The organism is Bacillus sp. FDAARGOS_527 (assembly GCF_003812125.1).
GTDB classification, from domain to species: Bacteria; Bacillota; Bacilli; order Bacillales; family Bacillaceae_G; genus Bacillus_A; species Bacillus_A paranthracis.
The window spans coordinates 3,604,416-3,629,869 of record NZ_CP033795.1; the positions used below are offsets into that span (position 1 = coordinate 3,604,416).

At 35.7% G+C, this 25,454-nt stretch carries 25 protein-coding genes and 1 other annotated feature; of the genes, 4 read left to right on the forward strand and 21 right to left on the reverse strand.

All coding sequences use genetic code 11. From position 1 onward, the window contains the following. The 4 genes from EGX95_RS21345 to EGX95_RS21360 form a co-directional block, all read right to left on the reverse strand. Entirely contained in the window at positions 1-777 is a 777-nt protein-coding gene (locus tag EGX95_RS21345) for an enoyl-CoA hydratase (protein ID WP_000911295.1), read from the reverse strand. An 11-nt stretch (positions 778-788) separates the two neighbouring features. Then, complete coding sequence (locus tag EGX95_RS21350) at positions 789-1,421, reverse strand: fatty acid metabolism transcriptional regulator FadR (RefSeq protein ID WP_002001012.1); 633 nt, start codon at positions 1,419-1,421, stop codon at positions 789-791. 61 nt (positions 1,422-1,482) lie between these two features. After that, positions 1,483-3,168, reverse strand: a complete 1,686-nt coding sequence (locus EGX95_RS21355) for a long-chain-fatty-acid--CoA ligase (protein WP_000414713.1) — start codon at positions 3,166-3,168, stop codon at positions 1,483-1,485. A 188-nt stretch (positions 3,169-3,356) separates the two neighbouring features. Continuing rightward, positions 3,357-4,664: a BclA C-terminal domain-containing protein gene (locus tag EGX95_RS21360; RefSeq protein WP_123805746.1), complete on the reverse strand. Its 1,308-nt coding sequence runs from the start codon at positions 4,662-4,664 to the stop codon at positions 3,357-3,359. A 362-nt stretch (positions 4,665-5,026) separates the two neighbouring features. On the opposite strand from EGX95_RS21360, the gene EGX95_RS21365 reads away from it, so the two are divergent. After that, positions 5,027-5,530, forward strand: a complete 504-nt coding sequence (locus EGX95_RS21365; RefSeq protein WP_000284986.1) for a DinB family protein — start codon at positions 5,027-5,029, stop codon at positions 5,528-5,530. A gap of 80 nt (positions 5,531-5,610) precedes the next feature. Here EGX95_RS21365 and EGX95_RS21370 read toward each other — a convergent pair whose 3' ends face one another. From EGX95_RS21370 to EGX95_RS21395, 7 genes are all read right to left on the reverse strand, one after another. Continuing rightward, positions 5,611-6,306: an ABC transporter permease gene (locus EGX95_RS21370; protein ID WP_000945204.1), complete on the reverse strand. Its 696-nt coding sequence runs from the start codon at positions 6,304-6,306 to the stop codon at positions 5,611-5,613. 24 nt (positions 6,307-6,330) lie between these two features. Beyond that, positions 6,331-7,200 carry a DUF4097 family beta strand repeat-containing protein gene (locus EGX95_RS21375; RefSeq protein ID WP_000720985.1) on the reverse strand — a complete coding sequence of 290 codons (870 nt, stop codon included), beginning with the start codon at positions 7,198-7,200 and terminating at the stop codon, positions 6,331-6,333. A gap of 26 nt (positions 7,201-7,226) precedes the next feature. After that, positions 7,227-7,931, reverse strand: coding sequence for an ABC transporter permease (locus EGX95_RS21380; RefSeq protein ID WP_000475537.1), 705 nt, complete (start codon positions 7,929-7,931; stop codon positions 7,227-7,229). Positions 7,932-7,965: 34 nt separating this feature from the next. Continuing rightward, positions 7,966-8,127 (reverse strand): hypothetical protein, encoded by a 162-nt coding sequence (locus tag EGX95_RS30525; protein WP_000931765.1) that lies wholly within the window; start codon positions 8,125-8,127, stop codon positions 7,966-7,968. After that, positions 8,120-9,043: an ABC transporter ATP-binding protein gene (locus EGX95_RS21385; protein WP_000221086.1), complete on the reverse strand. Its 924-nt coding sequence runs from the start codon at positions 9,041-9,043 to the stop codon at positions 8,120-8,122. The genes EGX95_RS30525 and EGX95_RS21385 overlap by 8 nt, the downstream gene beginning before the upstream one ends. A 126-nt stretch (positions 9,044-9,169) precedes the next feature. After that, entirely contained in the window at positions 9,170-10,105 is a 936-nt protein-coding gene (locus EGX95_RS21390) for a HAMP domain-containing histidine kinase (protein ID WP_000247660.1), read from the reverse strand. A 1-nt stretch (position 10,106) separates the two neighbouring features. Further along, the gene (locus EGX95_RS21395) at positions 10,107-10,799 is read right to left on the reverse strand and encodes a response regulator transcription factor (protein WP_000018054.1); all 693 of its coding nucleotides are present in this window, start codon (positions 10,797-10,799) and stop codon (positions 10,107-10,109) included. Positions 10,800-10,968: 169 nt separating this feature from the next. On the opposite strand from EGX95_RS21395, the gene EGX95_RS30530 reads away from it, so the two are divergent. Together EGX95_RS30530 and EGX95_RS21400 are read left to right on the forward strand one after the other, a co-directional pair. Further along, positions 10,969-11,142, forward strand: coding sequence for a hypothetical protein (locus tag EGX95_RS30530; protein WP_001293581.1), 174 nt, complete (start codon positions 10,969-10,971; stop codon positions 11,140-11,142). Continuing rightward, entirely contained in the window at positions 11,143-11,337 is a 195-nt protein-coding gene (locus tag EGX95_RS21400) for a YwbE family protein (protein ID WP_001014318.1), read from the forward strand. 39 nt (positions 11,338-11,376) lie between these two features. On the opposite strand, the gene EGX95_RS21405 is transcribed toward EGX95_RS21400, so the two are convergent. Beyond that, positions 11,377-12,576 (reverse strand): class I SAM-dependent rRNA methyltransferase, encoded by a 1,200-nt coding sequence (locus EGX95_RS21405; protein WP_123805749.1) that lies wholly within the window; start codon positions 12,574-12,576, stop codon positions 11,377-11,379. A 90-nt stretch (positions 12,577-12,666) separates the two neighbouring features. Beyond that, positions 12,667-14,457 (reverse strand): cation:proton antiporter, encoded by a 1,791-nt coding sequence (locus EGX95_RS21410; protein ID WP_000230342.1) that lies wholly within the window; start codon positions 14,455-14,457, stop codon positions 12,667-12,669. A 343-nt stretch (positions 14,458-14,800) separates the two neighbouring features. On the opposite strand from EGX95_RS21410, the gene isdG reads away from it, so the two are divergent. Next, entirely contained in the window at positions 14,801-15,124 is a 324-nt protein-coding gene (gene isdG / locus EGX95_RS21415; protein ID WP_000587815.1) for a heme oxygenase, read from the forward strand. A gap of 65 nt (positions 15,125-15,189) precedes the next feature. Here the strand turns inward: isdG and srtB are convergent, their stop codons facing one another. The 8 genes from srtB to EGX95_RS21455 all read right to left on the reverse strand — a co-directional run bounded on the left by srtB (position 15,190) and on the right by EGX95_RS21455 (position 25,284). Further along, complete coding sequence (gene srtB, locus EGX95_RS21420; protein WP_001086115.1) at positions 15,190-15,954, reverse strand: class B sortase; 765 nt, start codon at positions 15,952-15,954, stop codon at positions 15,190-15,192. 32 nt (positions 15,955-15,986) lie between these two features. Beyond that, complete coding sequence (locus EGX95_RS21425) at positions 15,987-16,757, reverse strand: ABC transporter ATP-binding protein (protein WP_000403771.1); 771 nt, start codon at positions 16,755-16,757, stop codon at positions 15,987-15,989. Continuing rightward, entirely contained in the window at positions 16,747-17,730 is a 984-nt protein-coding gene (locus EGX95_RS21430) for a FecCD family ABC transporter permease (RefSeq protein WP_001036818.1), read from the reverse strand. The genes EGX95_RS21425 and EGX95_RS21430 overlap by 11 nt, the downstream gene beginning before the upstream one ends. Before the next feature lie 27 nt (positions 17,731-17,757). Continuing rightward, positions 17,758-18,639 carry a heme ABC transporter substrate-binding protein IsdE gene (isdE, locus tag EGX95_RS21435; RefSeq protein ID WP_002081080.1) on the reverse strand — a complete coding sequence of 294 codons (882 nt, stop codon included), beginning with the start codon at positions 18,637-18,639 and terminating at the stop codon, positions 17,758-17,760. Between the two features lie 69 nt (positions 18,640-18,708). Next, complete coding sequence (locus EGX95_RS21440; RefSeq protein WP_123805823.1) at positions 18,709-21,510, reverse strand: NEAT domain-containing protein; 2,802 nt, start codon at positions 21,508-21,510, stop codon at positions 18,709-18,711. Between the two features lie 51 nt (positions 21,511-21,561). Continuing rightward, positions 21,562-22,287 (reverse strand): heme uptake protein IsdC, encoded by a 726-nt coding sequence (isdC, locus tag EGX95_RS21445; protein ID WP_001226894.1) that lies wholly within the window; start codon positions 22,285-22,287, stop codon positions 21,562-21,564. A gap of 500 nt (positions 22,288-22,787) precedes the next feature. Further along, on the reverse strand, positions 22,788-24,113 hold the full coding sequence (brnQ6, locus tag EGX95_RS21450; RefSeq protein ID WP_000842666.1) for a branched-chain amino acid transport system II carrier protein BrnQ6: 1,326 nt from the start codon (positions 24,111-24,113) through the stop codon (positions 22,788-22,790). 117 nt (positions 24,114-24,230) lie between these two features. After that, positions 24,231-24,486 (reverse strand) — a binding site (T-box leader). Positions 24,487-24,594: 108 nt separating this feature from the next. Further along, complete coding sequence (locus EGX95_RS21455; RefSeq protein ID WP_000700731.1) at positions 24,595-25,284, reverse strand: 23S rRNA pseudouridine(2604) synthase RluF; 690 nt, start codon at positions 25,282-25,284, stop codon at positions 24,595-24,597. Positions 25,285-25,454: the final 170 nt, after the last annotated feature.

The following is a 25,454-nucleotide window of genomic DNA, read 5'->3' on the forward strand; positions in this document are numbered from 1 at the left end:
CTACCTGCCGCTAAATGAAGGCTTACGTTTTTCTAAAAACGCTGCTACACCTTCTCTTCCATCTTCACTCGTAAATACTTCACCAAAGATTTGAGCTTCGCGTTGTACACCTTCATAATAATGAGACGATTTCGTCGTTTGCAATAACTCTAGTACAGCACGAGTCGTCGCTGGGCTTTTTCCAGCAATCTGTTTTGCAACTTTAAGCGTATCATCTAAAAATGTTTCTTCAGCAAAAACTCCGTTAACTAGTCCCCATTTTAATGCTTCTGCACCAGTAATCGGTGTACTTGTTAACATCATTTCACAAGCTTTCGCTTTCCCAACATAACGCGGTAATCGCTGTGTACCTGCAAATCCAGGAATTAATCCAAGTGTTAATTCAGGTAAACCAAGTTTTGCACTTTCAGTTGCAAAGCGCATGTGGCAAGACATAGCAAACTCAAGGCCGCCGCCAAGTGCCGCTCCATGAATTGCCGCGATAACTGGTTTTGAACATTTTTCAACGCGCTCAAACGTAACTTGTCCAAGCTGCGCTAATTCAGTCGCTTGTTTCGCTTCAGTAACAGATGTAAATTCTTTAATATCTGCTCCCGCCGAGAAGAAGCGCCCTTCACCGTGAATAACAACAACACGAATGTTATCATCCTTCTCCACTTGATCAATTAATTCAGTAACGTCATGCATAACTTGTGAAGACATCGCGTTAGCTGGCGCATGATTTAACGTAGCCACCGCGATATGATCTTCAACTCTTACAGATAGGAACTTCAACATGATCCCTCCCATTATTGACGATAACCACAAGCTGCAATAAGTAGCCCATGTACCGTTTTTGAAAGTGCGACCAGATCATACTTATGATCGCTCATTACCCAATTGGTCACAACTTCATCTACTGTTCCAAAGATCATTTGTCTTGCCACGCGAACATTTAAATCCGCTTGGAATTCACCTTGCTTTATACCTGTCTCTAAAATCTCATCCATAACTTGTAAGTAGCCTTTTAATACTTCATTTATTTTCAGGCGTAAGTCTTGATTGGACTGTCTCAGCTCTAATTGCGTAACGATAGCAAGAGGATCATTTTGCGACAACAGCAAGAAGTGCGTTTCTACCAACATGAATAACTTCGATACAGCGCTTTCAATTCCTGCTGTTTTTTGACGAATTGTTTCGACAAATTCTCCCATCTTCTCTTGGAATAAGGATATTAATATATCTTCTTTATTTTTAAAATATAAATAAATCGTGCCATCAGCTACCCCAGCTTGCTTTGCTATTTTAGAAACTTGCGCTTGGTGGTACCCATTCTCCGCAATCACAATGACTGCCGCATCAATAATTTGATTGTATTTCGGTCTATTTTTCTTCACTTTACTGTCCCCTTCAAGAAGATGACTGAATGAATAGTCATTCATATTCTTATAATACTGACTATTTAGAAAAGTGTCAATCCTATTTTTTCAAAAAGAAAGGGCCTTAGCCCGTTTGCTCATCCTCATTCTTTCTTTTCTCTTCATCAATTAGGACACGGCGTAAAATTTTTCCAACTGTCGTTTTCGGCAGTTCATCTCTAAACTCATATACTTTCGGCACTTTATAGGCCGCTAAATATTTACGAGCAAACTGATTTAATTCTTCCTCAGAACACTCCGTACCTTCTTTTAACACAACAAACGCTTTAACTGTCTCTCCTCGGTATGGATCGGGAACTCCAATCGTCACTACTTCTTGCACTTTTTCATGCTCATATAATACTTCTTCTACTTCACGAGGATACACATTAAACCCACTCGCAACAATCATATCTTTCTTACGATCTTTCACATAGAAAAAGCCATCTTCATCCATGTAGCCAACATCCCCTGTATGGAGCCATCCATCTTGCAGTACAGCTGCTGTTTCTTCTGGCTTATTCCAATACCCTTTCATAATTTGAGGACCTTTTACTACAATTTCACCGATTTCTCCCGGTGGTAATGCCTCACCAGTTTCAAGCGACATAATCATTGCTTCTGTATCTGGCCACGGAACTCCAATGCTACCTGGCACTCGCTTTTCCCATAAAAAATTACTATGTGTAACTGGAGATGATTCTGTTAAACCATATCCTTCTACTAGTTTACCACCTGTAACTGTTTCGAACTTTTCCTGTACTTCTACTGGCAGTGGTGCTGATCCACTAATACAAGCACGAATAGACGAAATATCGTATTCTTTTAAAAGCGGGCTATTTAAAAGAGCGATATAAATAGTTGGTGCCCCCGGAAACAATGTCACTTTATGCTTCTTAATCGCTTCAAAAACCATTTTCATATCAAATTTTGGGATAAGAACCATTTTGTATCCTTGCATAATACTTAAATTCATAACAGCCGTCATGCCGTACACGTGGAAAAATGGAAGAACCCCAAGAACGACTTCTTCTCCTTCTTTGCAATTATATAACCATTGAACTCCCATCAAAGTGTTAGAAACGAGGTTTTTATGCGTTAACATAACGCCTTTCGGAAATCCAGTTGTTCCTCCTGTGTACTGTAAAAGTGCTAGATCGTTTTCAGGATCACACGGCAACTCAACATCCGTATTCACTTCTTTTTCTACTGAGTTCCAAAGGTGAATCGTTTCACTCTCTGATACTTTCACAACTAAATTCGACTGTTTTTTCTGCACAAATGGATACAATAGATTTTTAGGGAAGGGTAAAAAGTCCGCAATACGCGTTACGATAATATGCTCAACTTTTGTAGCAGATTGAACATTCGTTACTCTTGGAAATACTAAATCGAGGCAAAGAATTACTTTTGCTCCCGAATCATGAAGCTGATATTCTAATTCTCTTTCTGTATATAGTGGATTTGTTTGTACTACGATACCTCCTGCAAGTAATGTACCGTAATAACCAATTACAGCTTGCGGACAATTCGGCAACATAATAGCAACTCTATCACCCTTTTCCACACCGAGCTTTTGAAGATAATTTGCAAACTTCTTCACCTTATCATGGAAGTCCGAAAATGTAATATCCTTCCCCAAAAAGTGAAGCGCTTTCTTTTCTGGATAGCGAGAAGCCATCTGTTCTACATATTTATGAAGCGGCTGAATATCATAAGAAATCGTACTTGGAATTTCCTCTGGATAATTTTTCAACCATGGTTTTTCCACCTTCATTCCCCCTTCAAATACATAAAAATAAATGAATGTTCATTCATGAGGTTGTTTTCATTATATTATAGTCACCATAACGTTACAATCATAATATTCTGACTTTTATATAACTATGCTTCACTCCATTAACTTCTTATTATATGTACAAACTCTCCTAATCTATAAAAAAATAAGAGAGTTATTATTTAGCTTAATCTTATTATCGTTAACACAGCTCCTGGTGTAGTTGTTGATAATGTTGCAACAGCTAACAAACCAAATAGTTGCAAACTAATAGCATCTCCTGCTGCAAGAGTTGTAATAATTGTTGCGCTAAATGATGTAGTTGCTAACGCAGGAGAATTGATCGTTCCAGCAAGTGGTGCTCCATTAATTGTAATACGAGAACTGACTAATAATGAAGCCGTTATATTAATCGTATATGAAATATAATAATTCCCAGCATTTGCAACCGTAAATACTGTATTTCCACCAGAAACAGTAATTCCTGGACCGATGTTTTGATTATTCGGAAGCGGGACATTCGTTCCACCAAGAAGTACCGATATCGCTGAACCCGACGTATTATTTGCAAATGCATACGTCGCCGTGATACTTGTACCTGTTATTCCCGTTGGGCCGGTTGAACCTGTTGAACCCGTCGCTCCGGTTGGACCCGTTGCTCCCGTTACTCCCGTTGCTCCCGTTATTCCTGTTGCTCCGGTTGGACCTGTTGAACCTGTTGCTCCGGTCGGACCTGTTGCTCCCGTTGGACCTGTTGCTCCCGTTGGACCCGTTGCTCCTGTTATTCCTGTCGCTCCGGTCGGACCTGTTGCTCCCGTTATTCCTGTCGCTCCCGTTGCTCCCGTTATTCCTGTCGCTCCGGTCGGACCTGTTGCTCCCGTTGAACCTGTTGCTCCCGTTGCTCCCGTTATTCCTGTCACTCCGGTTGGACCTGTTGCTCCTGTTGCTCCCGTTACTCCCGTCACTCCGGTTGGACCTGTTGCTCCCGTTATTCCTGTCACTCCGGTTGGACCTGTTGCTCCTGTTGCTCCCGTTGCTCCCGTTATTCCTGTCGCTCCCGTTGAACCTGTCACTCCGGTTGGACCTGTTGCTCCCGTTGAACCTGTTGCTCCCGTTACTCCCGTCACTCCGGTTGGACCTGTTGCTCCCGTTATTCCTGTTGCTCCTGTTGCTCCCGTTGCTCCCGTTATTCCTGTTGCTCCTGTTGCTCCCATTGCTCCCGTTATTCCTGTCGCTCCCGTTGAACCTGTCACTCCGGTTGGACCTGTTGCTCCCGTTGGACCCGTCGCCCCAGTTGGACCTGTCGCTCCCGTTGGACCCGTTGCTCCCATTGGACCTGTCGCTCCCGTTGGACCCGTTGCTCCCGTCGGACCAGTTGGACCTAGCTTAGGCACTGTCCCATCGCAACTAAAACAACACGAATCAACATGTACACCATTTTGATTATTACACTCACAATACCCATTTATATTATTGCGCCATGAAGACATGTTGATCCCCTCCTTCAAATTCAATCTTTTAAGTATAAGCAACAAATAAAAAAACACCTATCAAATACCCCAGAATAACTTTACTCCGTACATTCTAATAATTATTACATGCGATTTTTACCCCTTTTGCTTGTACTTTTGCCTTCTTACTCAAACGAAATTCTTTTTCTTAATAAAACCACTTGATGTTCTCGTACTTGGAGCACCTTATTTCTTATAGTTGATGAGGGAGAGTGGGAAGAAAGTTAATAAAAAAGAGGCTTCTTGTTAGGAGTCTTCTTTTTTATTTGTTCTTATAGGCCAAAAGGAAACTATCTTTTTTTCACGAATGTAACCTATGAACATAACTAGGAGGGATAACTATGTACCAAACAATTGAAGGCTTCTTACAATCGTGGACATACGAGGCTGAATCTACTCAAAAGATGCTCGATGTACTAACAGATGAATCTTTGTCACAAGAAATTGCACCTGGACATTGGACGTTAGGAAGAGTCGCTTGGCATATCGTGACGGCAATTCCTGTTATACTATCTGGCACAGGGCTAAAGTTTGAAGGAGAAACGAAAGATTATCCTGTTCCAACTTCTGCAAAAACAATTGCAGCTGAATACCGTAAAGTAAACGCGGCTTTTGTTGAAACACTTCAAAGTAAATGGACTGATAAAGACTTAGCTACTATTAATGACTTCTTTGGTCGCCCTATGCCGAATTCTATATTTTTAATGACACTCATCAATCATCAAAATCACCACCGCGGACAAATGACAGTTTTAATGCGCCAGGCTGGCTTAACAGTTCCTGGCGTATATGGTCCTGCAAAAGAAGAATGGGCTACAGCTGGAATGGAAGCTCCTAAAATGTAACTACAGAAAAAGACAAGGTGTTTACACATCTTGTCTTTTTCTGTAACTTGTTTCATGTGAAACTATTTTACGTATTCTTATCATACAGTTATATCTTCCTTCTCTATATTTTTAATTCCGTAATATGCAATGGCAACTCCAATTGCTGCCAATGCTAGTTGAAGGGGAAGAAAAGTTGCCGTTGAAAACATTGGGGTGTTATTAATTGCAATTGATACAACGATAATTGATGAAACAATTGTAGTTGGCACTGAACGTTTACGCATTCCGAAATATAGTGGGATTAAACTTATTCCCGCAGTTGCAACGGCTAAAGGAACAAGGTTTATCCCTTCTTGCATCAATTGATCTACTGTGAATGAATGAGGAAGAATTGAAAAATAGCTATCTATCCCAAAGAAAACTCCTACTACTAAAATATTAGATAAAATAACTGTTATAAATGTTAATGTTGCTGTAATAATCAACTTACTAACCATCATTTTCTTTCGGTTAATTGGATAAGAAAACATAAGTAGTATTGTTTTGTTTTTATATTCACCAATTATTAACCTTGCGATTAACACACTACCAAAAATAATAAACGTTGCTCTTACTAATGTACTAGCCATTAACAAAACCATCTGTGGATCTCTTATTTCTGGATCGCCTTCTATTTGAGAAACGATGCTCGTAAAGATCAGTAATGTCAGTATAGCGATATTTGCAATAATCGCTCCCCTTACATACCATCCAAGCTTAAACTTCTTCATTTCTAGCTTCATAAGACGTAGCATAATAGTCCTCCTTTCATTTGAAATTTAATCGATATAAATCGCTCCTGTTTTACTTAAAATCTTCATTTCGTTTTTCGCATCACCAATGGTTCCTGCTTTTACATGTTCTGTATTTTTATCTTTCTTAAGTCCTTTTACATTCACCATTACGTCAGACGAATTACTTTTAGCCGTAAGTTTTAAAGAAGTCGGAACACCTTTATACCGTACGCCAATATCTCCTGATTTTGTTTCTACAAATAACGATTTTCCTTCTTTCATATCCTTCAGTAATACTTCTCCCGATGTTGAAGTGATGTTCATATTTGAGTTACTTACATTTGTTATATAGTTATCACCAGTCGTAGACTTTATATTTAATTCTTGTACTGAACTATCTTTTACAGCTAACTCTCCACTTTGCGATATGAATTCACCTTTCTCAGCTGATAGTCCTACAACCATTTCATCTCCAGACTTGCTTTTTGTCACGATACTTTTTACTACTATATCGCTTATTTTCACATCACCCGATTTATTATTTAATACAATTTTATCTATTTCTTTCTTCGGAATAGCTATACATATACTATTTTTCTTCCTAAACGTGAAACCATTAAAAAATCTGGTCGCCTTTTGTTTTTGCTTAACTATAACTTTATTCCCTGCCTGTTCTATTTCGACAGGATCTACCTCTTTATCTAAACGTTTACCTTGAGCCGAAATGACTATTTTGTTAGCTTCTGTACTTTTAAATTCAATATCCCAGTTTTCATTGTCCACTTCTATTTCTTTTATATTATTTATCTCAAAAGACTTTTCTTTCTTAAAATCTTTCCCCTGAAATACTTTAAAACAAAAAAACGCACTAGCAATTGTAATGAATAATATTGCAATTACTATTATTTTTTTCACTATTCATACCCCAGTTCGTTATTGTTTTATGCTACATCGATCTTGTCGATTTTACGATACGATAAATAACTAATAAAAATTCCTAATAAACAGAGTACAATTGGGATAAATATAAAATCATACATACTTACTTGACCGCTTCCAGGACCTACGTTACTGTTCATTAGCATCCCAATTATTACTGCAGAAGTAATTGTTGTCGGTGTAGATTTCTTTCTCATCCCAAAAAATAAAGGAATTAAGCTTATACCAGATATCATAAATGCACTTATAAAGGTAGCTGGAACAGTAGCTATTATTTCACCCATCGTAATAGGTGTTTCAATTAACCCCATCATTGGGTTCATAAAAAATATGAGCAAACTAATAGTGAACGTAGCAATAATCATGCTGATAAAACAAAAACTAAAAACAATTGTTAATTTCGCCCTCATTAGCAATTTCCTTTGTAATGGGTACATAAACAATAGTTGCATTGTTTTGTTCTTATATTCATCAATTACTAAACGCGATAAAATGACTGCACTAAAAATAAGAAATGTCATTCTTATAAAAATGTTTGCTAAAGTCATATATTTTGTGAAATCAGTGAGGGCTGCGTCTACTTCACCTTTCACTCCCATCCCCATAAGACTTACCGCAGCAAAAATTGCTATAATACAAATTGCTACCCCTTTAAAATAACTAGATAATTTATGTTTCTTCCATTCAAGTTTCATCAATTTAAACATATAAACCAAGCCTCCATTACTGACATAACTATCTCTATGCTACTAACATTCTAATTCCAGCAGTAACTACGCTCATCATTCCTATCACTATTATAATTAACAACCATTTCCGCTTAGGTTTTCTATAATATAAAATTGCACTTATAAACATTACGATTAATCCACTCACTAGATTCACTAACAATCCATTAAGCATGAATGCCCTCTCCATCCATTACATTTAAGAAATACTCTTCTAAGGAACTATGTTTCTTATTCATACTTTCTATTTCCACATCGTTCATAATAAGTGCTTTTGAAATAGCCTGCTGTGTCGCCTTCAATTCATACACGCGAATCATATTTCCACTCATTATTTTGTAATTTTTTATACCGAGTTTATCTTCTAAAATATAAGCTGCACGCTTCACATCAGGAACAGTAATTTCAATGTACTCTGTTTGTTTTCCGTTAATACTCTGCATTGAAACTTCTTTTATTAGTTTTCCATTTTGAATTACACCAATTGTATCCGCCATTAGTTCCATCTCACCTAAAATATGACTAGAAACTAATAACGTAATGCCATATTCTTTGCAGAGCATTTTAAATAAGTCTCGTAACTCTTTAATACCAATTGGATCTAAACCGTTAATTGGCTCATCTAAAATGAGTAATTCTGGCTTTGTCATGATCGCCCTTGCAATACCAAGTCGTTGCTTCATCCCTAATGAAAAATTTTTTACTTTTTTATTATCGATCCCTTGCAATTTTACTAAATGTAAAGCATGGTCAATTGCGTTTTTATCGTAATAGCCCATATATTCACAATGTAATTCTAAGTTTTCTTTCGCCGTTAATTTATCATAAAAGATTGGATATTCGATAATTGTCCCCATGCGCTTTAATACTTCATAAGATGTATCCGTTAACTTCTCACCGAAAATTTCAATATCACCGCTCGTCGGTTTTATTAAATTTGTGATCATTTTCATAATCGTTGTTTTACCAGCACCATTCGGTCCTAAGAAACCGTATATCTCTCCTTTTTTCACATGCATGTTAACGCTAGAAATAACTTCTTTCCCCTTAAACACTTTCGTTAACTGATTCGTTTTTAATATATATGTCATGTCGTTTTCTCCTTTCGCACTACTTTATACTTCTATAATAGACAACGGAAATCTCTTTTTTCTTACCCGTTCCTTACAAATTCCTTACGCTGAAAAAAAAGCTTGTAGAATCTACTTCTCTACAAGCTAAAACTGCATCTTTGTTAATACAATTGTAAAAATTGTTTTTTCATATGGCTTACTAAAAAGATGTATTTCTCCGTCCATCGCTTCTACAAGCCTTTTCGTAATCGTTAAACCTAGACCGCTTCCTTGGTACAATCTATTTCTGGAATCTTCAAGTGTGTACATACGCTCAAACACTTTATCAATATGAGATTCATCAATTCCTTTTCCTGTATCCCATACATCTATATACACATTCGTTTCATCATCTCTTAACGTCATACCGAGCGTCTTTCCATCATCTCCATATGTAATTGCATTTGATATTAAATTATTCAATACTCTACCTAATACTTCTACATTTCCAAGTGCATATATATTTTTTTCTGGTATATTAATATGAACATGAAAACCTTTCGTCGTCACTAAATCATAAAAAGATAAAATTTTCTCACGGCAAACTTCATTCATATTTACTTTTGTCATCTCGATTGCCTTGTCACCAGATTCTAGTTTTGCTAAATCAAAAAACTTATGAATCAGTTCCATTACTTCTAATGTTTTCACATGCACCTTTTCAAGTAATATTTGTTGTTCTTCTTTATTTATCGTTTTATCCTTATTTAACATTTCTGTATATCCAAGAATAACTGTTAGTGGTGTTTTCAAGTCATGTGAAATATTTGAAAGCATTTTTCTCATCGAAATTTCTACTTTCGCATGATCTGCATTCGTTTTCTGTTTCGCATCTAACAATTGATTAATTGCCACTAACAACTTTTGCAATTCTAGATCATCTGTCATAACGAGTAACTTCTCGCCTGTTTTTTCATTAACAATACTTTCTAATTTTTCATATGTGTATCGCAAATTTTTGCTACTATTTTTCCTCATTTTATATTGTATGTAAATGATACATAACAATATAAAAATAATACCTATTAACAAATTGACCATATTACATCACTTCCAATTTATAGCCGATGCCCCATAACGTTTTAATATATTCTGGATTAGATGGATCACTTTCGATTTTCTCACGCAATCTTCTCATATGAACATTAATAACGTTATCGTCACCGTAATACTCTTCGTTCCAAATTAGCGTATATATTTGCGCTTTCGTAAATACACGATTTTGATTCTTTACAAACAGTTTTAAAATCTCAAATTCTTTTAAAGTAAGTTTGAGAGGCTTCCCGTTTTTTTCCACAGTAAAATTAATTGGATCGATTGTTAAATCGCCAATTTGAATCATCTTTTCTGTTGTTTCTGTAGCTGAATATTTCGTAGACCTCCGAATACCCGCTTTTACACGCGCCGCCAATTCAATCATAGAAAACGGCTTACAAATGTAATCATCTGCTCCTAGTCCTAATCCAACAGCTTTATCAACATCTGTATCTTTTGCCGACATCATTAAAATCGGTACTGCACTTTTTTCTCGAATAATTCGTACAACCTCTAAGCCATCTAACTTTGGCATCATAATGTCGAGGATAATCAAATCAAATGAACCTTGTAAATATGTGTTCACGCCTTCCTCTCCATCAGACGCGATTGTAACTTGAAAGCCCTCTTTTATTAAATACTTCTGCACCATCTCTTGAATTGAAATATCATCTTCCACTAATAAAATATGATGTGACATATATCTATCCCCTTTTTTACAAACATTAACATTTTAATTGTATCGTAACTACTACAGACTGGAAACAATTATATGAATTTTCAAACCAACTTCCCTTCCTTCCATAACAATGATATGATGAAATTTACTACGATAGTTCATAATTAACTTTATATAAAGGAGACTTATCATGTCAGAAAACAAAAAAGTAAGCTTAGCTGATTTAATGCGTGAACAACTTGCAAAGAAAAAGCAAGGTAACGGTAATGGTCAAAATACAAAAAACCAAAGCCAAGAAACAAAAAAACTACAAAACCAACAAACAAAGAAAACAAACAACCAACGTAGACGTACAGGTGTATAAATGAACGGACAAAAACGTTCTAATATCGTACCCGGCCTTGAAGTTGATATTGTATTAAAACAAAATCAACGAACTGGCAAATTAACACGTGGCATTGTAAAAGATATTTTAACGAACTCCCCTTCTCATCCGCATGGCATTAAAGTGCGCTTGCAGGACGGGCAAGTCGGCAGAGTACAAAATATCGTTCAATAAGAAAAGGAGCTCAACTAAACTCGAGCTCCTTTTTCTTTATTACCCTTTAATTTTCTCAATGAAAACTACTTTTAAATAGTCTCCTTCTTTAAATTGATCGATTGTACGGAAATCTTCTGGTAAAGAATGTTCTTCTAATATTTTATATTTGCCATTCATTTCTTTAAATGCTGTATCGATAAAGCCTTTAAACTTTTTCATATCGAATGCGTTACAATTTGTTGAAGCAACGATAATCCCGTTATTTTCTGTAATGGCAATTGTTTCTTTTAATAAGTTTTTATAATCTTTCGCTGCACTAAATGTATATTTTTTTGAACGCGCAAAGCTTGGAGGGTCAAGTACGACCATATCAAATTTCATTTTTTTCTTCGCTGCATATTTGAAGTAAAGAAATACATCTTCTACAATGATATCTTGCGCTTCATAATCAACTTCATTTACACTAAACTGCTCAATCGTTTTACTTAAACTACGATTTGCAAGGTCGACACTCGTCGTTTTGCTCGCTCCACCAAGCGCTGCAAATACAGAAAAGGCACCTGTATAAGAGAACATATTTAACACTGTTCTTCCCTTCGCATACTTATCACGAATTTGTTTTCGTACGTTACGCTGATCTAAAAATACCCCAACCATCGCTCCGTCATTTAAATAAACAGCAAAGTTCACACCATTCTCTTTTACGATAAGCGGGAACTCACCGCGCTCTCCTGCTACGAAATCATCGCCTTCAATGTATTTCCCTTTCGTATCAAAACGCTTCTTCTCATAAATACCTTTAAAATTTGCTACTTTTTGAAGAGCTGCTATAATCTCATCCCTGAAAGTATAAATCCCTTCGCTATACCAACTAACTACATAATAACCATCATAATAATCGATGATTAAGCCTCCAAGCCCATCACCTTCACCGTTTAGGGCGCGGAATGCTGTCGTATCACTTGATTTGTAAAATTGTTTTCGTTTATGTAAGGCAGATTTAATTTTACTTTCAAAGAAAGATTGATTAATTTGTTCACTCTCTTTTCTCGTTAAAATCCAGCCGTATCCTTTATTTTGTTTTCCATAATAACCTTTTCCGACAAAGTGGTTTTTCTCATCTACCACTTTAATGATTGTTCCTTCTTCCTGAACATCATTTAAATTTTGAATCGCATCTTTTAAAATAAGCGGATATCCACTTTTAATTTCTTTTATAAATTTCGGTTTTATTTTTACAGTTACTTCTGATCGCATATCATAACTTCCTTTCCATTTGCATGCTTTCTCTATAGGAAGCATTTGAAAAACGAGACTGAAAAAACAGCCTCGTTTCACTATACCATATTATTGCTTTGCTAGTACAACTAGCTCATCCCCTGGCATAACAGCTATATATTTATACAATGTTGAAAAAGTAAGACTACCATCTCTATGGCGAATAAATAGTATTAAATCCTCTGAATCGATTTCTTCTTTATTAATCTTTTGTTCTTCTACAACTTGTATCGTTTTAAACGTATAACCATCTTCAATTTTTCTATTTAATTCTTCATAAATTTCATTTTGACCAAACAGTAAATGAGCTTTTTTCGAAAGGGAAATGCGTTCTTGTTCGATCTTTTCCACATCATGGATTGGAAGTAAAAATGTATTATGATGTCCAAACTGCGGTACGTATGTATTTGCGACTAATACATTATAAGAATCCGTATCTGTAACTGCAATTAAGTATTCGTACTGATTCATATCAACTTCAAATTGTAATTGTTCAGAAAGTACTTGGCCATTATATGTATTAAGCCCTTTCACCTTTGCACATTGCAAATGCTCTTCTGATACATCTACAATTAAGCTCGGAATACCCATCTCTTTACAGTGCAATGCAAAAGCAGATGAGAATGTACTCGCACCTGAAATTAAAATTCCTGGTGGCTCCGTATTCGCCAATCCCAATCTTTTCGCTAAAAATCCAATTGAAAATCCATGAGCACAAACCGTCGTAATAACGAGTGCAAATGTAAGTGCCGTTAATATAGAAGCATCTTTATAACCTTCTTGTAATAACTCCGTCGCAAAGTAACTTGAAACCGTTAATGCAACAATACCTCGCGGCGCAATCCAGCCAACTAGCGCCCGTTCTGCTTTTGTTAACTCTGTGCCGATTGTCGATATCCAAATCGATAAAGGGCGTACAACAAATAGCATCATAAGTACGAAGCTTATAATAGGCCAGCTGAAAATCTCCATAATCGTTGTTCTTGGAAGGGATGCTGTTAATATGATAAAAACAGTCGACGTTAGTAGCACAGAAATATTTTCGTTAAAATGACGAATATCACCGATAGAAGAAATATATTTTTTCATCCGCGCAAGCGTAATCCCCATTACTGTCACAGCTAGCATACCTGTTTCATGCATCACTTCATCCGCAATGCCAAAACATAACAGTACCGTAACTAGCAAAATTGGGGCTTTTAAATATTCTGGTACTTTTCCCTTTAAAATCATATAGCTCATAAAAATACTAAATACATAACCGAGTACCATTGCAAATAATGAACCTGCAAAGAAGTACAGCAACGTATGTAATTGTACATTTTCTTTCGTTAAGAAATTTACAATTTGAAAGGCGAATACAGCAAGCAAAGCGCCAAATGGATCAACGATAATCCCTTCCCATTTTAAAATTGCAGCTGTTCTTGGTTTTAATCGCGCTTGGCGTAACAACGGAATAATTACCGTTGGACCTGTCACAATAAAAAGTCCTCCAATAATAAATGCAACCGCCCAATCTAATCCAGCGACGTAATGAGCTGCAAGCGAGCCAGCAATCCACGCGATAAACGCACCAAACGTAACGATACGAAATACTGGTTTTGATAGCCCCCTCAGTTCACGTATATCTAAACTTAAACTACCCTCAAACAATATAATCGCAACAGAGAGTGATACGAGTGGACTAAAAACATCCCCAAGCACCTCTTTTGGATTAATAATACCGAAAACCGGACCAATTAATAATCCAGCAACTGCCATAACAACAATCGCAGGAAGCTGGAAGCGCCATGCAGTCCATTGTGAAGCAATACCTAATGTAATAATAATAACGATACTAAGTAAAAGTGATTCAACCATAATGCCCTCCTTGTTCATAGTATTGCGACAGCAAAGTATAAACCATACTTTACTTCTATATATTTTCGATTGATTCTATTTTCATAATATATAACTAAGTTAAATATATAGTCAACAGGAGGATATTATACTACATAAAGTGAAACTTTAATCAGCCCGCCCTCCACTTAACTTCTTCGCTTTCGCTAAATTTTGAGGTGGGGGTCTTACTGCCCAACAAATAGCGGGATTAAAAATATTATCATAATTTAAGATTACCATTGACAATGATAATGATTTTCATTATCATTTAATGTATATGAATTCTCGAAAATAAAGGCTACAACTTATAGGAGGAATAAACATGATTATTGTTACAAATACAGCTAAAATTACAAAGGGAAATGGACATAAATTAATTGATCGTTTTAATAAAGTAGGTCAAGTCGAAACAATGCCAGGATTTTTAGGATTAGAAGTTCTTCTAACGCAAAATACAGTTGATTATGACGAGGTAACAATTAGCACGCGCTGGAATGCAAAAGAAGATTTCCAAGGTTGGACAAAGAGCCCAGCATTTAAAGCTGCTCACTCCCATCAAGGCGGAATGCCAGATTATATTCTTGATAATAAAATCTCTTACTATGATGTAAAAGTTGTACGTATGCCAATGGCTGCAGCACAGTAAAAACTGTTTTTTAAAGTATAGAATATGAGAAGCGTTACCACTTCTCATATTCTATACTTTTTTATTTACTGTCTTTTTACTAGTTTCGCATGTACGACTAATCTTCCTGCTTCTGGATCAAGTGCATAGTCACATGTAGAAAGTGTTATAATTTCATCATTAGCCGTCAATTTCGTATCCGTTTTGTAAAGGGATTTATCTTGAATCTGCTTTAAGAACGCTGTATACGCTGCATCGCTTTCAAAATCCGTTTCAATGTAATAAAAGTCCGTCGTTGTCGTATATACTGAAAAAACTTCAACGTCGTATCCTTCAAATAATGTATCGTAATACAATTTACGATGGGACATGAAGAAATCTTCATCCAACATCTTTTTTAAACTTCCAAACATAGAACCGTCCTTCATACGATGACCATATAAAATAGTATTTCGGTTTTGAGATTTCACATCATTACGATAATCCATAAAAATACTTCCCGCTCTCATATCCTCGCCTTTATAATTACGAAATAAATAGTAATCATTATCCTTCGCTTGAACGATTGGATAATTGATTTGTGTATCATCCATCGTAATCCATCCCACTATTTCTGGATTAATTTTTTGGAGAGCTTGAAACTGTTTACGTACTTCCCCATCTCCTGATTTTTCTTCCATTGGACTTCTTTTATAAATATGTTGCGCTTCAGCCATTACTTTACGATTTTCATAATAATCCATGAAAATCCCACCCAATTCATACATTGAATAGAAAAAGATTCCTAAAAATACAATTGTAAGTATTCGTTGAAAAAAAGAATTCTTTTTCCGTTCTTTCTTACTATTCAAATTATCACCTCAAAACGGATTATGCCCAGCCTTTAAATTCCCATTGGTACCATGTATAACCCTGTATCTTCGTCTTGTTTTACAACGACATCTACACCATATATTGCTTTAACCATTTCTTCTGTTATTACCTCATTAGGATTACCTTTCGTAACAATTTCCCCATCTTTCATAACGATAATATGATCACTATAGCGAATTGCCTGATTAATATCGTGTAATACCATAACGATCGTCAATCCATGTACTTCATTTAACTCTTTTACTAGCTCTAATATTTCAAGTTGATAATAAATATCTAAATAGGTCGTCGGTTCATCTAAAAAGAGCATTGGTGTTTTCTGAGCTAACGTCATAGCAATCCAAACACGTTGTCTTTCTCCACCAGATAAAGCATGAATCTCTTTATCACGTTTGCTTAGCAAATTCGTACATGCTAAAGCCCTTTCGATTGCTTCTCTATCTTCATCGGTTTGCGCGGAAAAAATATTTTTATGGGGCATACGACCAAAGCTTATTAGTTTTTTCACTGTAATATCTGCTGGCGCCTCATTTTGTTGATGGACAACAGCTAACTTTCTAGCAAACTCTTTCGGTTTATACTCACTAATCGTTTTTCCATCAAGTATTACTTCCCCACTATTAGGAGCATGATTTCTAGACATAACACCAAGTAATGTTGATTTTCCGCAACCATTCGGACCAATGATTGTTGTAATTTTCCTAATCTCTATTTCACTACTAACAGACTTTAAACGATTTGTTACATTATCGTATGAAAAGGTTACATTTTTAATTTCCATGAACTTTATCACTCTTTCTAAGCAAGAATATTAAGAATGGGCCACCAATAACTGCCATAATCGTCGCCGCTGGAATTTCGTTAGGTGGTACAATTAACCTTCCAATCGTATCCGCCGTCAAAATTAATAACGCTCCTGCAAGAGCAGAAAATGGAATTAATACTTTATGATCTGAACCGACTAATTGCCTTGAAATGTGCGGAACAAGTAATCCTACAAAAGCAATAACACCTGCAATCGCTGTTGATACTGCAGCTAAGAGTACTGCAATAGCAGAAATAATAAGACGAACTCTCGTCACGTGCAAACCTAAGTTTTTCGCAGTCTTATCTTGTAGCGATAATAAATTACACCAAGCTCCTACAAACAGTGCAAGAATAAGACCAATTGTTCCATACGTAACCATTATTTCTACATCGCTCCACGTCTTCATCGTTATATTAGAAGTCGTCGTTTGCTTAATACTCTTAATGAAATATCCACAAATCGTAATGAAAGATTCATTTAATCCAGTAAACATCGCATTAATAGCTATACCAACTAAAATAATACGAAGTGGACTTAACCCTGACTTCCATGAAAAGGCATAAACGAGATAACACGCAAACGCACCACCTAAAAAGGCGAATACTGGTGTCCAGAAAAAGAATTGCGGGAATAACGTAATAATAACAAGTGTCATAAAACTTGCTCCTGAAGATATACCGATCACTCCAGCATCAGCGAGTGGATTTTTCATAACAGCTTGAAAAAGCACACCAGAAACAGCAAGAGCTGCCCCAGTGAACAGTGCAATAATAATGCGCGGGAAACGTAAATCTTTAATGACCTCAACATCTTCATTTGCCCCTGTAAATATCCCTTGTAAAAGGTCAACGATACCAACCTCTAAACTTCCTTTCATCGCTGACAATGACGTCATAACAATAAGCAATACAGTAACAATGAAGAAACTCCAAGTTTTTTTATTCATTTCACTCTTCCTTTATATGAAAATGCATCACGGATACATCATTTTCTTCAATTCATCTAAAGCTTCGATTGCTGCTAAATTTCCTGTCGTTCCAAATAAACGCTCTTCTAAATCGTAAACACGATTATTTTTAACTGCAGCGAAGTGTTTCCAAATATCATTTGTTTTAAATTCTTTATCAAACATTTTTACAACTTCATCAGGCATACCATGAGCTGCTCGTAAAATAATATCCGGATCAGCTTTCTTTAAATACTCTGTATTAGAAGCTAAATATTCTACTTGTTCACCTTGTACAATATTTTTACCACCTAATTGTTTCACTAAATCTCCAATATAGGAATGCTCTGTTGCTACTAAATAGCTCCCCGGCACACCTAGTAAAATAAGTACTGTCGGTTCTTTCTTTCCTTTTACTTCTTTTCGAATGCTAGCGACTTTTTTATCTAACTTAGTTACAACTTCTTCAGCTTGCTTTTCGCGTCCATATTTCTTACCTAAATCGCTAATGGAATTTTGCATATTTTTCAAGCTTGTTAAATCTAAAAAGTTTGCTTTCATGCCCACGCCATCAAAAACCGGCTTTAATTCATATTCAAGTGTTGTCACAGATAACACTTCTGATGGCTTTAATGATTTTACTTTTTCCATATCTGGACTCATTGGATTCCCGACTTCAGGTAAACCTTTATATCGCTTCGGTAAGGTTTTAGAACTAGTTGGAACACCAACTAGTTCTACTTCTAACGCATCCATAATTTCAGTAACAGCGACTGTCGTTGCAACAATTCGCTCTTTACTTTCACTCTTTACTTGCTTCGCGGTTTCTTTTTTAGGTGATGAGCACCCAGCTATACTCATTAACAGAATGATAACCATTAGTACACTTGCAATTTTCTTCACTCTCAATCACCACTCCTTTCAAAACAATATGAAACAAGTCTTGATGCACGCGAACATGCATCAAGACTCCAAAAATTACAATCTACCTGCTCTATATTTACGAACTAGTAAAGCAAGTGAACCTAGCAGTAACACCATGTATAAACCAAGTTGTGCTGTATCTGCAGTTTTTGAGTTTTTCTCTTTTTTCGAATCATTATTTGTAGCTTCGTTTTTCTTTTTACCATCTGCATTTCGGTTAAAATCAGGAGTTCCTACTGTTTTTACATTATCTACTTTTGGTGTAGTTACTGGGTTTTTCGGTTCATTCTTTGGCTCTTCTTTTACCGTTCCTACAGCGCCAATCTTCGTCGTATCAAATTGAATTTGTACGTCGTAGAAATGATGGTAATTCATTGAATCGATATCTACTTTTACTTTTGCATTTAATTTTGCAAATAAATCATTAGCTTCAAATTCTACGACTCTTGTATTGGCAGCCTTATCTTCACTTACTACTTTTGCATCTGCAAATCCACCATTATTTTCTGTTTGGAATTTCGTAATCCAGTCACTATTTTTCAGTGTCATTGCAACATACTTCTTGCCATCTTTCACTGTTAATCTTGCTGGACTTACAACATATTGATTCATCATTGAAATTTCTTCTGTCTTATCTTTTAACACTTTAAAGGCAATATCGTACTGACCATCTTTTAAATTTTTCGGATCAACTGTTGGGTTTTCATTTAGATTATTCGTTCCACCTTGGTTGTCGTTTCCGCCTTGGTTGTCGCTTCCGACTTGATTACCATTACCATCTTGGTTAGTATCTCCACCTTGGTTACCTAAAGCTTTAATACTTCCTTTATCGAATGCAAATTGAATATCATAGAAATGATGATAATTCATTGCATCGATATCTACCTTCACTTTTGCATTTAACTTTTTCGATAAATCATCTACTTCCACTTCTACTACTCTTGTATCTTTCTCTTTATTTGTACCTAATACTTGCGCATCGACGAACGCACCATTCTTTTCAAACTCAAACTTCGTAATCCATGAGCTATTTGTTAATGTGAAGGATACATATTTCTTTCCATCTTTCACTTTTAATACACCTGGATTCTTCGTATATGTGTTCATCATTGAATTTTCTTCTGTTTTATCTTTTAACACTTTAAAACCGATACTGTATTCACCGTCTTTAAGAGCGTTTGGATCAATTGCTGTGTTATCGTCTTGGCTGTCGTTTCCGCCTTGGTCGTTATTTCCACCTTGGTTGTCGTTTCCACCTTGATGGTCATTTCCACCTTGGTTGTCGTTTCCATCTTGGTTGTCATTTTCACCTTGGTTGTTGTTTCCACCTTGGTTGTTGTTTCCACCTTGGTTGTTGTTTCCACCTTGGTTGTCATTTTCGCCTTGGTTGTCTAACGGTTGAATACTATCATTATCAAATGCAAATTGAATGTCATAGAAATGGTGATAATTCATTGAATCAATATCTACTTTCACTTTTGCATTTAGTTTCTTAGATAAATCAGCTACTTCCACTTCTACTACACGTGTATCAGCTTTCTTATCTTCACTTAATACACTTGCATCAACAAATGAATTATTCTTTTCAAATTCAAACTTTGTAATCCACGAGCTATTCGTTAATGTGAAGGATACATATTTCTTTCCATCTTTCACTTTTAATACACCTGGACTCTTCGTGTACGTATTCATCATTGAAATTTCTTCTGTTTTATCTTTCAATACTTTAAAACCAATATTGTATTCACCATCTTTAATGGTATCTCCGCCTGATTGTTTATCTCCGTCTGGTTGTTTGCCTCCGTCTGGTTGTTTACCTCCGTCTGGTTGTTTACCTCCGTCTGGTTGTTTGTCTCCGTCTGGTTGTTTATCTCCGTCTGGTTGTTTGCCTCCGTCTGGTTGTTTGTCTCCGTCTGGTTGTTTGTCTTCACTTTTAATAGCTTCCAATTTGTCTTGTTCAAATACAAGTTGTACGTCATGCGTTTGTTTATAATTTCTTGATGCCATCTCAATAAATACTTTTGTATTAAGTTTTTTCGATAAATCAGTTACTTCAAACTCTACTACTCTTGTATCTTTTTCTTTATCTTCACTCACTACTTTTGCATCAACAAATGCACCATCTTTTTCCGTTTGGAAATTTTTAATTAATGAGCTACTTTTTAACGTTACAACCGCTTTTTTCTTACTATTTTCTACTTTCAATACTCCTGGATTTTCCATGTAACTATTCATTTTAGATTCTTCATCTGTTTGATCTTTTAACACTTTGAAAGGAATGCTGTACGCACCATCTTCAATTGTGTTAGAATTTGGTTGTTGATCTGGGTCAGGCTTTTGGTCGGGCTTCTGACCTGGATCCGTAGTTTCATTTGGATCTGGCTTATTAGCTGGGTCCTCTTTTTCATCTGGTTTTTCTACATGAATTGGTGTAATGCTATTTTGATCAAATGCAATACGAACATCATATTTATGATGATAGTTCAGAAAATCAATATCTACTTTTACTTTCGCTTTTAATATCTTCTCTACATCTTCCACATCGAATTCTACTACTCTTGTATCTTTTTCTTTATCTTCACTAATTACATTTGTCTCAACAAGTTGACCTGCTTTGTCTGTTTCAAATTTCGTAATCCATGAACTATTTTTTAATGTAAAGGACACTTTCTTTTTCCCATCCTTCACTTTTAAAGTTCCTGGACTTACAGAGTATTCATTCATCATGGATACTTCATCCGATGCGTCTTTAAGAACTTTAAAACCGATTGAGTATTCACCGTCAGCTAATTGAGTAGCTGCTTGAACTGCAAGTGGTTGTAGTGTTGATACGAATGTAAATATCATTAAAAACATAGCAACAACAATCTTAAGATACCTGTTCAATGAAATAACGCTCCTTTTTATTTATTTACTAAACTTCACGTTACGAATTAAGAAAACACCTGAAATAAGAATTAACACCGCAAATAATCCGATACGTGCTTCATCGCCTGTTTTAGGATTATCTGTTTTTTCAGCTTTACCATTTTCATTTTTTGTATCTTTATTTGTTTCTTTGTTCGCTTCTTTTGTTGTTTCTTTATTCTCTACTTTTGTTTTCTCTTCTTTGACTTGTGTACCTGTTTTCGTTTGATCATTGTTTTTTGTTGTAGCAGCCGCGCCGTTATCTCCACCTACAGCTTTTACATTTGCATCAAAAGCAAAACGAATTGTGTAGTGGTGGTCATAGTTTGCACTTGGTACGACAACATGAATTTTTACTCCTAATGGTTTTGATAAATCATCAATTTTAAATTCAACCGTTCTTTTATCAGCAGCCTCGTCCTTGCTAACTACTTTTGCATCAACAAAATTCCCGTTTTCAGGTGCTTTAAATTCTGTAATCCAAGCACTATGATTCATCGGGATTTGCACTCTCATCTCACCATTTTTCACAATTAGCTTAGCTGGTTTTTCAAAATAATCATTTGCCATTGAAGCTGAATCATTTTCCGCTTTTTGAATGACATAGTTAATATCATACGTACCGTCAGCTAGTTGTGCTGCAACTTTCCCATATGGCATGACAAGAAAAGCTAGCATACATACGAACGTTATAATAAAAGCGGGTAATACAGAAATCTTTCTCATTTGGCTTACTTCCTCCTTGTTTATCTTTCATCCATACTTTTTTTGAAAATGATAATTATTCTCATTATATTAGAAAAAAATAATAATCTTCTATCCTTATTTAATTGTAATTTGTTTATGTAATACAGATATTATTGATTATCATTCTCAATTCATGTTAAAAATAATATCCCTCTCTATTCTTTATAAAGAGCGATTCTTATTTTAACATAAGTCTCTATTTATTTTATTGATTATCATTCTCAATGAATCTCAAAAAAATAAAACTATCCATCTTCCTACTTGATCACCTCTATCTACAAAAATAATATTGTTATAGAAAACCTTATACCTTTCACTCCTCACTTTCCTTCCAATATTTCCACAACTAAGTCAATCTTAGCCTACTCATAATTTTTTTGTCAACTATATTACGTATAAAACTTTAAATATCTGAATTTCCTTATATGTGGCTTTTTCTACAAAAAAAGAGGCTTTCTTTCATAGAAAGCCTCTTTTCTCTATTTTTCTACAGCAACTTCTTGCTTTTGAAACAATGAAATGACATATCCAATTACAATACCTACTAGAGCAGGAACGAACCAACCAATCCCAACACTATATAATGGAATTTTATTTAAAATTGGTGTTAATGCTGTAATCTCAAGATTTGCATTGTGTAATCCATCAAAGAAGCTAATCATGAATGCTCCTACAATACCACCTACATACATTACTAAAGGAAGACGAATATAGTTTTCAACCAGTGATAATATAATTAGCACGATACCAATTGGGTAAATTGCGATTAAGATTGGTAATGCTAATGCATTTAACTGAGTTAAACCAAGATTCGCTACCATAAATGCTAATACACAGAAAATGAAAACAACTTTTTGATAAGAAAGCTTCGGTAATAAAGAAGAGAAATATTCTCCGCAAGCTGCGACAATCCCTACTGAAGTTGTTAAACATGCTGCTGAAATTGCGATTCCTAATAATAAAGTTCCGTAACTACCGAATAAATGATTTACAACGTTTGTTAAAATAATTCCGCCGTTTGCTCCCATTCCAAGAGAGACACTAGAAGCTCCGAGATAAGCAAGCGCTAAGTAAACGAGTAGTAAACCAAGTGCTGCAATAAATCCTGCAAAAATTGTTACTTTTGCAATGCTATTTTTATTTGTAATACCTTTTTCTTTTAACGCATGAATTACAACATTTCCGAATACAAGTGCTGCAAGTCCATCTAAAGTTAAATATCCGTCAATAAAACCTTTAAATAGCGGAGCACTATATGCTTCTGTTGGTGCACCAAATTCACCCATTGGTGTAATAAGTGCTTTCACTATAATAATTGCAATAACAGCTAATAAAATCGGAGTTAATACTTTACCGATGCGGCCCACTAATTTTGATGGGTTTAAAGCTAAATAAAAAGTTACAGCAAAGAAAATAAATGTAAAGATAACAAGTGGATACGATTGACCAGCTATCTCACTTGGTAAGAACGGTGCAACACTCATTTCATAAGCAACTGTTCCTGTACGCGGCACACTTACGAATACGCCTAAACATAAATAAATTGCAGTAATAAAAACTAGTGCGAATATAGGGTGTACACGCCCTGCTAGCTCATTAATATCTCCCTTTAAAGCTATAACGATAACTCCTAATAAAGGCAATCCAACGCCTGTTACGACAAAACCAAATAGCGCGATCCATACATCTGTTCCAGCGCCTTGTCCTAATGCTGGTGGAAAAATCATATTACCCGCACCGAAAAATAGTGCAAATAACATTAAACTTATTGCAAACATCTCAGAAAACTTTAAAGATGATTTCATTTCTACTAACCTCCTACATAATTATAAATTAACAAAATATTCTGAATTAAAATCCGTCACATATCCTCTTTCAAGCATACTTCCCCGTAAAAGAACGCAAAAAACACCCGTCCCTAACAAAGGGACGAGTGTTGAAATCGTGGTTCCACCCTTATTCTAATAAAATGAATTTATAGCGAAATAAGCTCATTTTATAGCTCGTGTAAATTGATAACGGTTTTATCCGCCAAGAATTACAATGCATCATGTATGCAGTTCACTCTTGAAGTTTAGAGGTGGTAAGCTTGTCTTTTCGTATTAGGAAGCTCACAGCCTAAGGCTTCCCTCTCTGAGAATCGTAAAAAACAACTCATGTCCTCATCATTACTTTTATAAAATATCTTGTCGAAACTTGTTGTTTTTTATTATATGGGCTATTTTTTAAAAAATCAATAGTTTTATTTTTTCTGACAAAAAAATATAGGGAGAAAATTTCCCCTCCCTATAACTGCCCTATTAAAATTTCTAACTCTTCAGCTGTAACGCTCCGCCACTTTCCAACTTCAAGCTCATTTAGCTCTATATTCATAATGCGTACTCGCTTTAACTTTGTTACAGTAAACCCGAAAACACGGCTCATTCTACGAATTTGTCTGTTCATTCCTTGCGTTAAAACGATGCGAAATGTAGACTGGTCCACTCTCGTCACTTTACATGGCTTCGTCATTCCATCTTTAATCTTTACACCGCTGGACATCTCATCAATAAACCAGTCCGTAAAAGGTTTATCGACTGTGACAACATATTCCTTCTCGTGCTCATGATCACCATGTAAAATTTGATTCGCAATGCCGCCATCATTCGTTAATAAGATAAGTCCTTCTGACGCTTTATCTAATCGCCCAACTGGAAAGATTCGCTCTGGGTAATTGATATAATCAATAATATTATCTTCAATATGATCGGCTGCTGTACAAGTAATTCCGACTGGTTTATGAAATGCGATATACACTTTTTCTTTCTCTTCTTTTACAATAACTTGCCCATCAATCGTTACCCTATCACCATCGCTTACGAGTGCACCGTGCGTACATATTTCGCCGTTAATAGCCACGCGTCCAGCTTTAATAAGGCGATCTGTTTCCCGTCTTGAACAGGATTTTGCTTCGCTTATGTATTGGTTGATTTTCATGTTTTATTCCTTTTCACATATATTAAAAGCGTCAATCTATGGCAATATCATTATGCCACGATTGACGCTCGTTTACTTCGCAAAAACAACTAAATAAATAACCCCAATCACCAAAAATATTCCGCAACAAGCTAACAATACTTTTGCAAGTTTGTCCATAAACATATAAT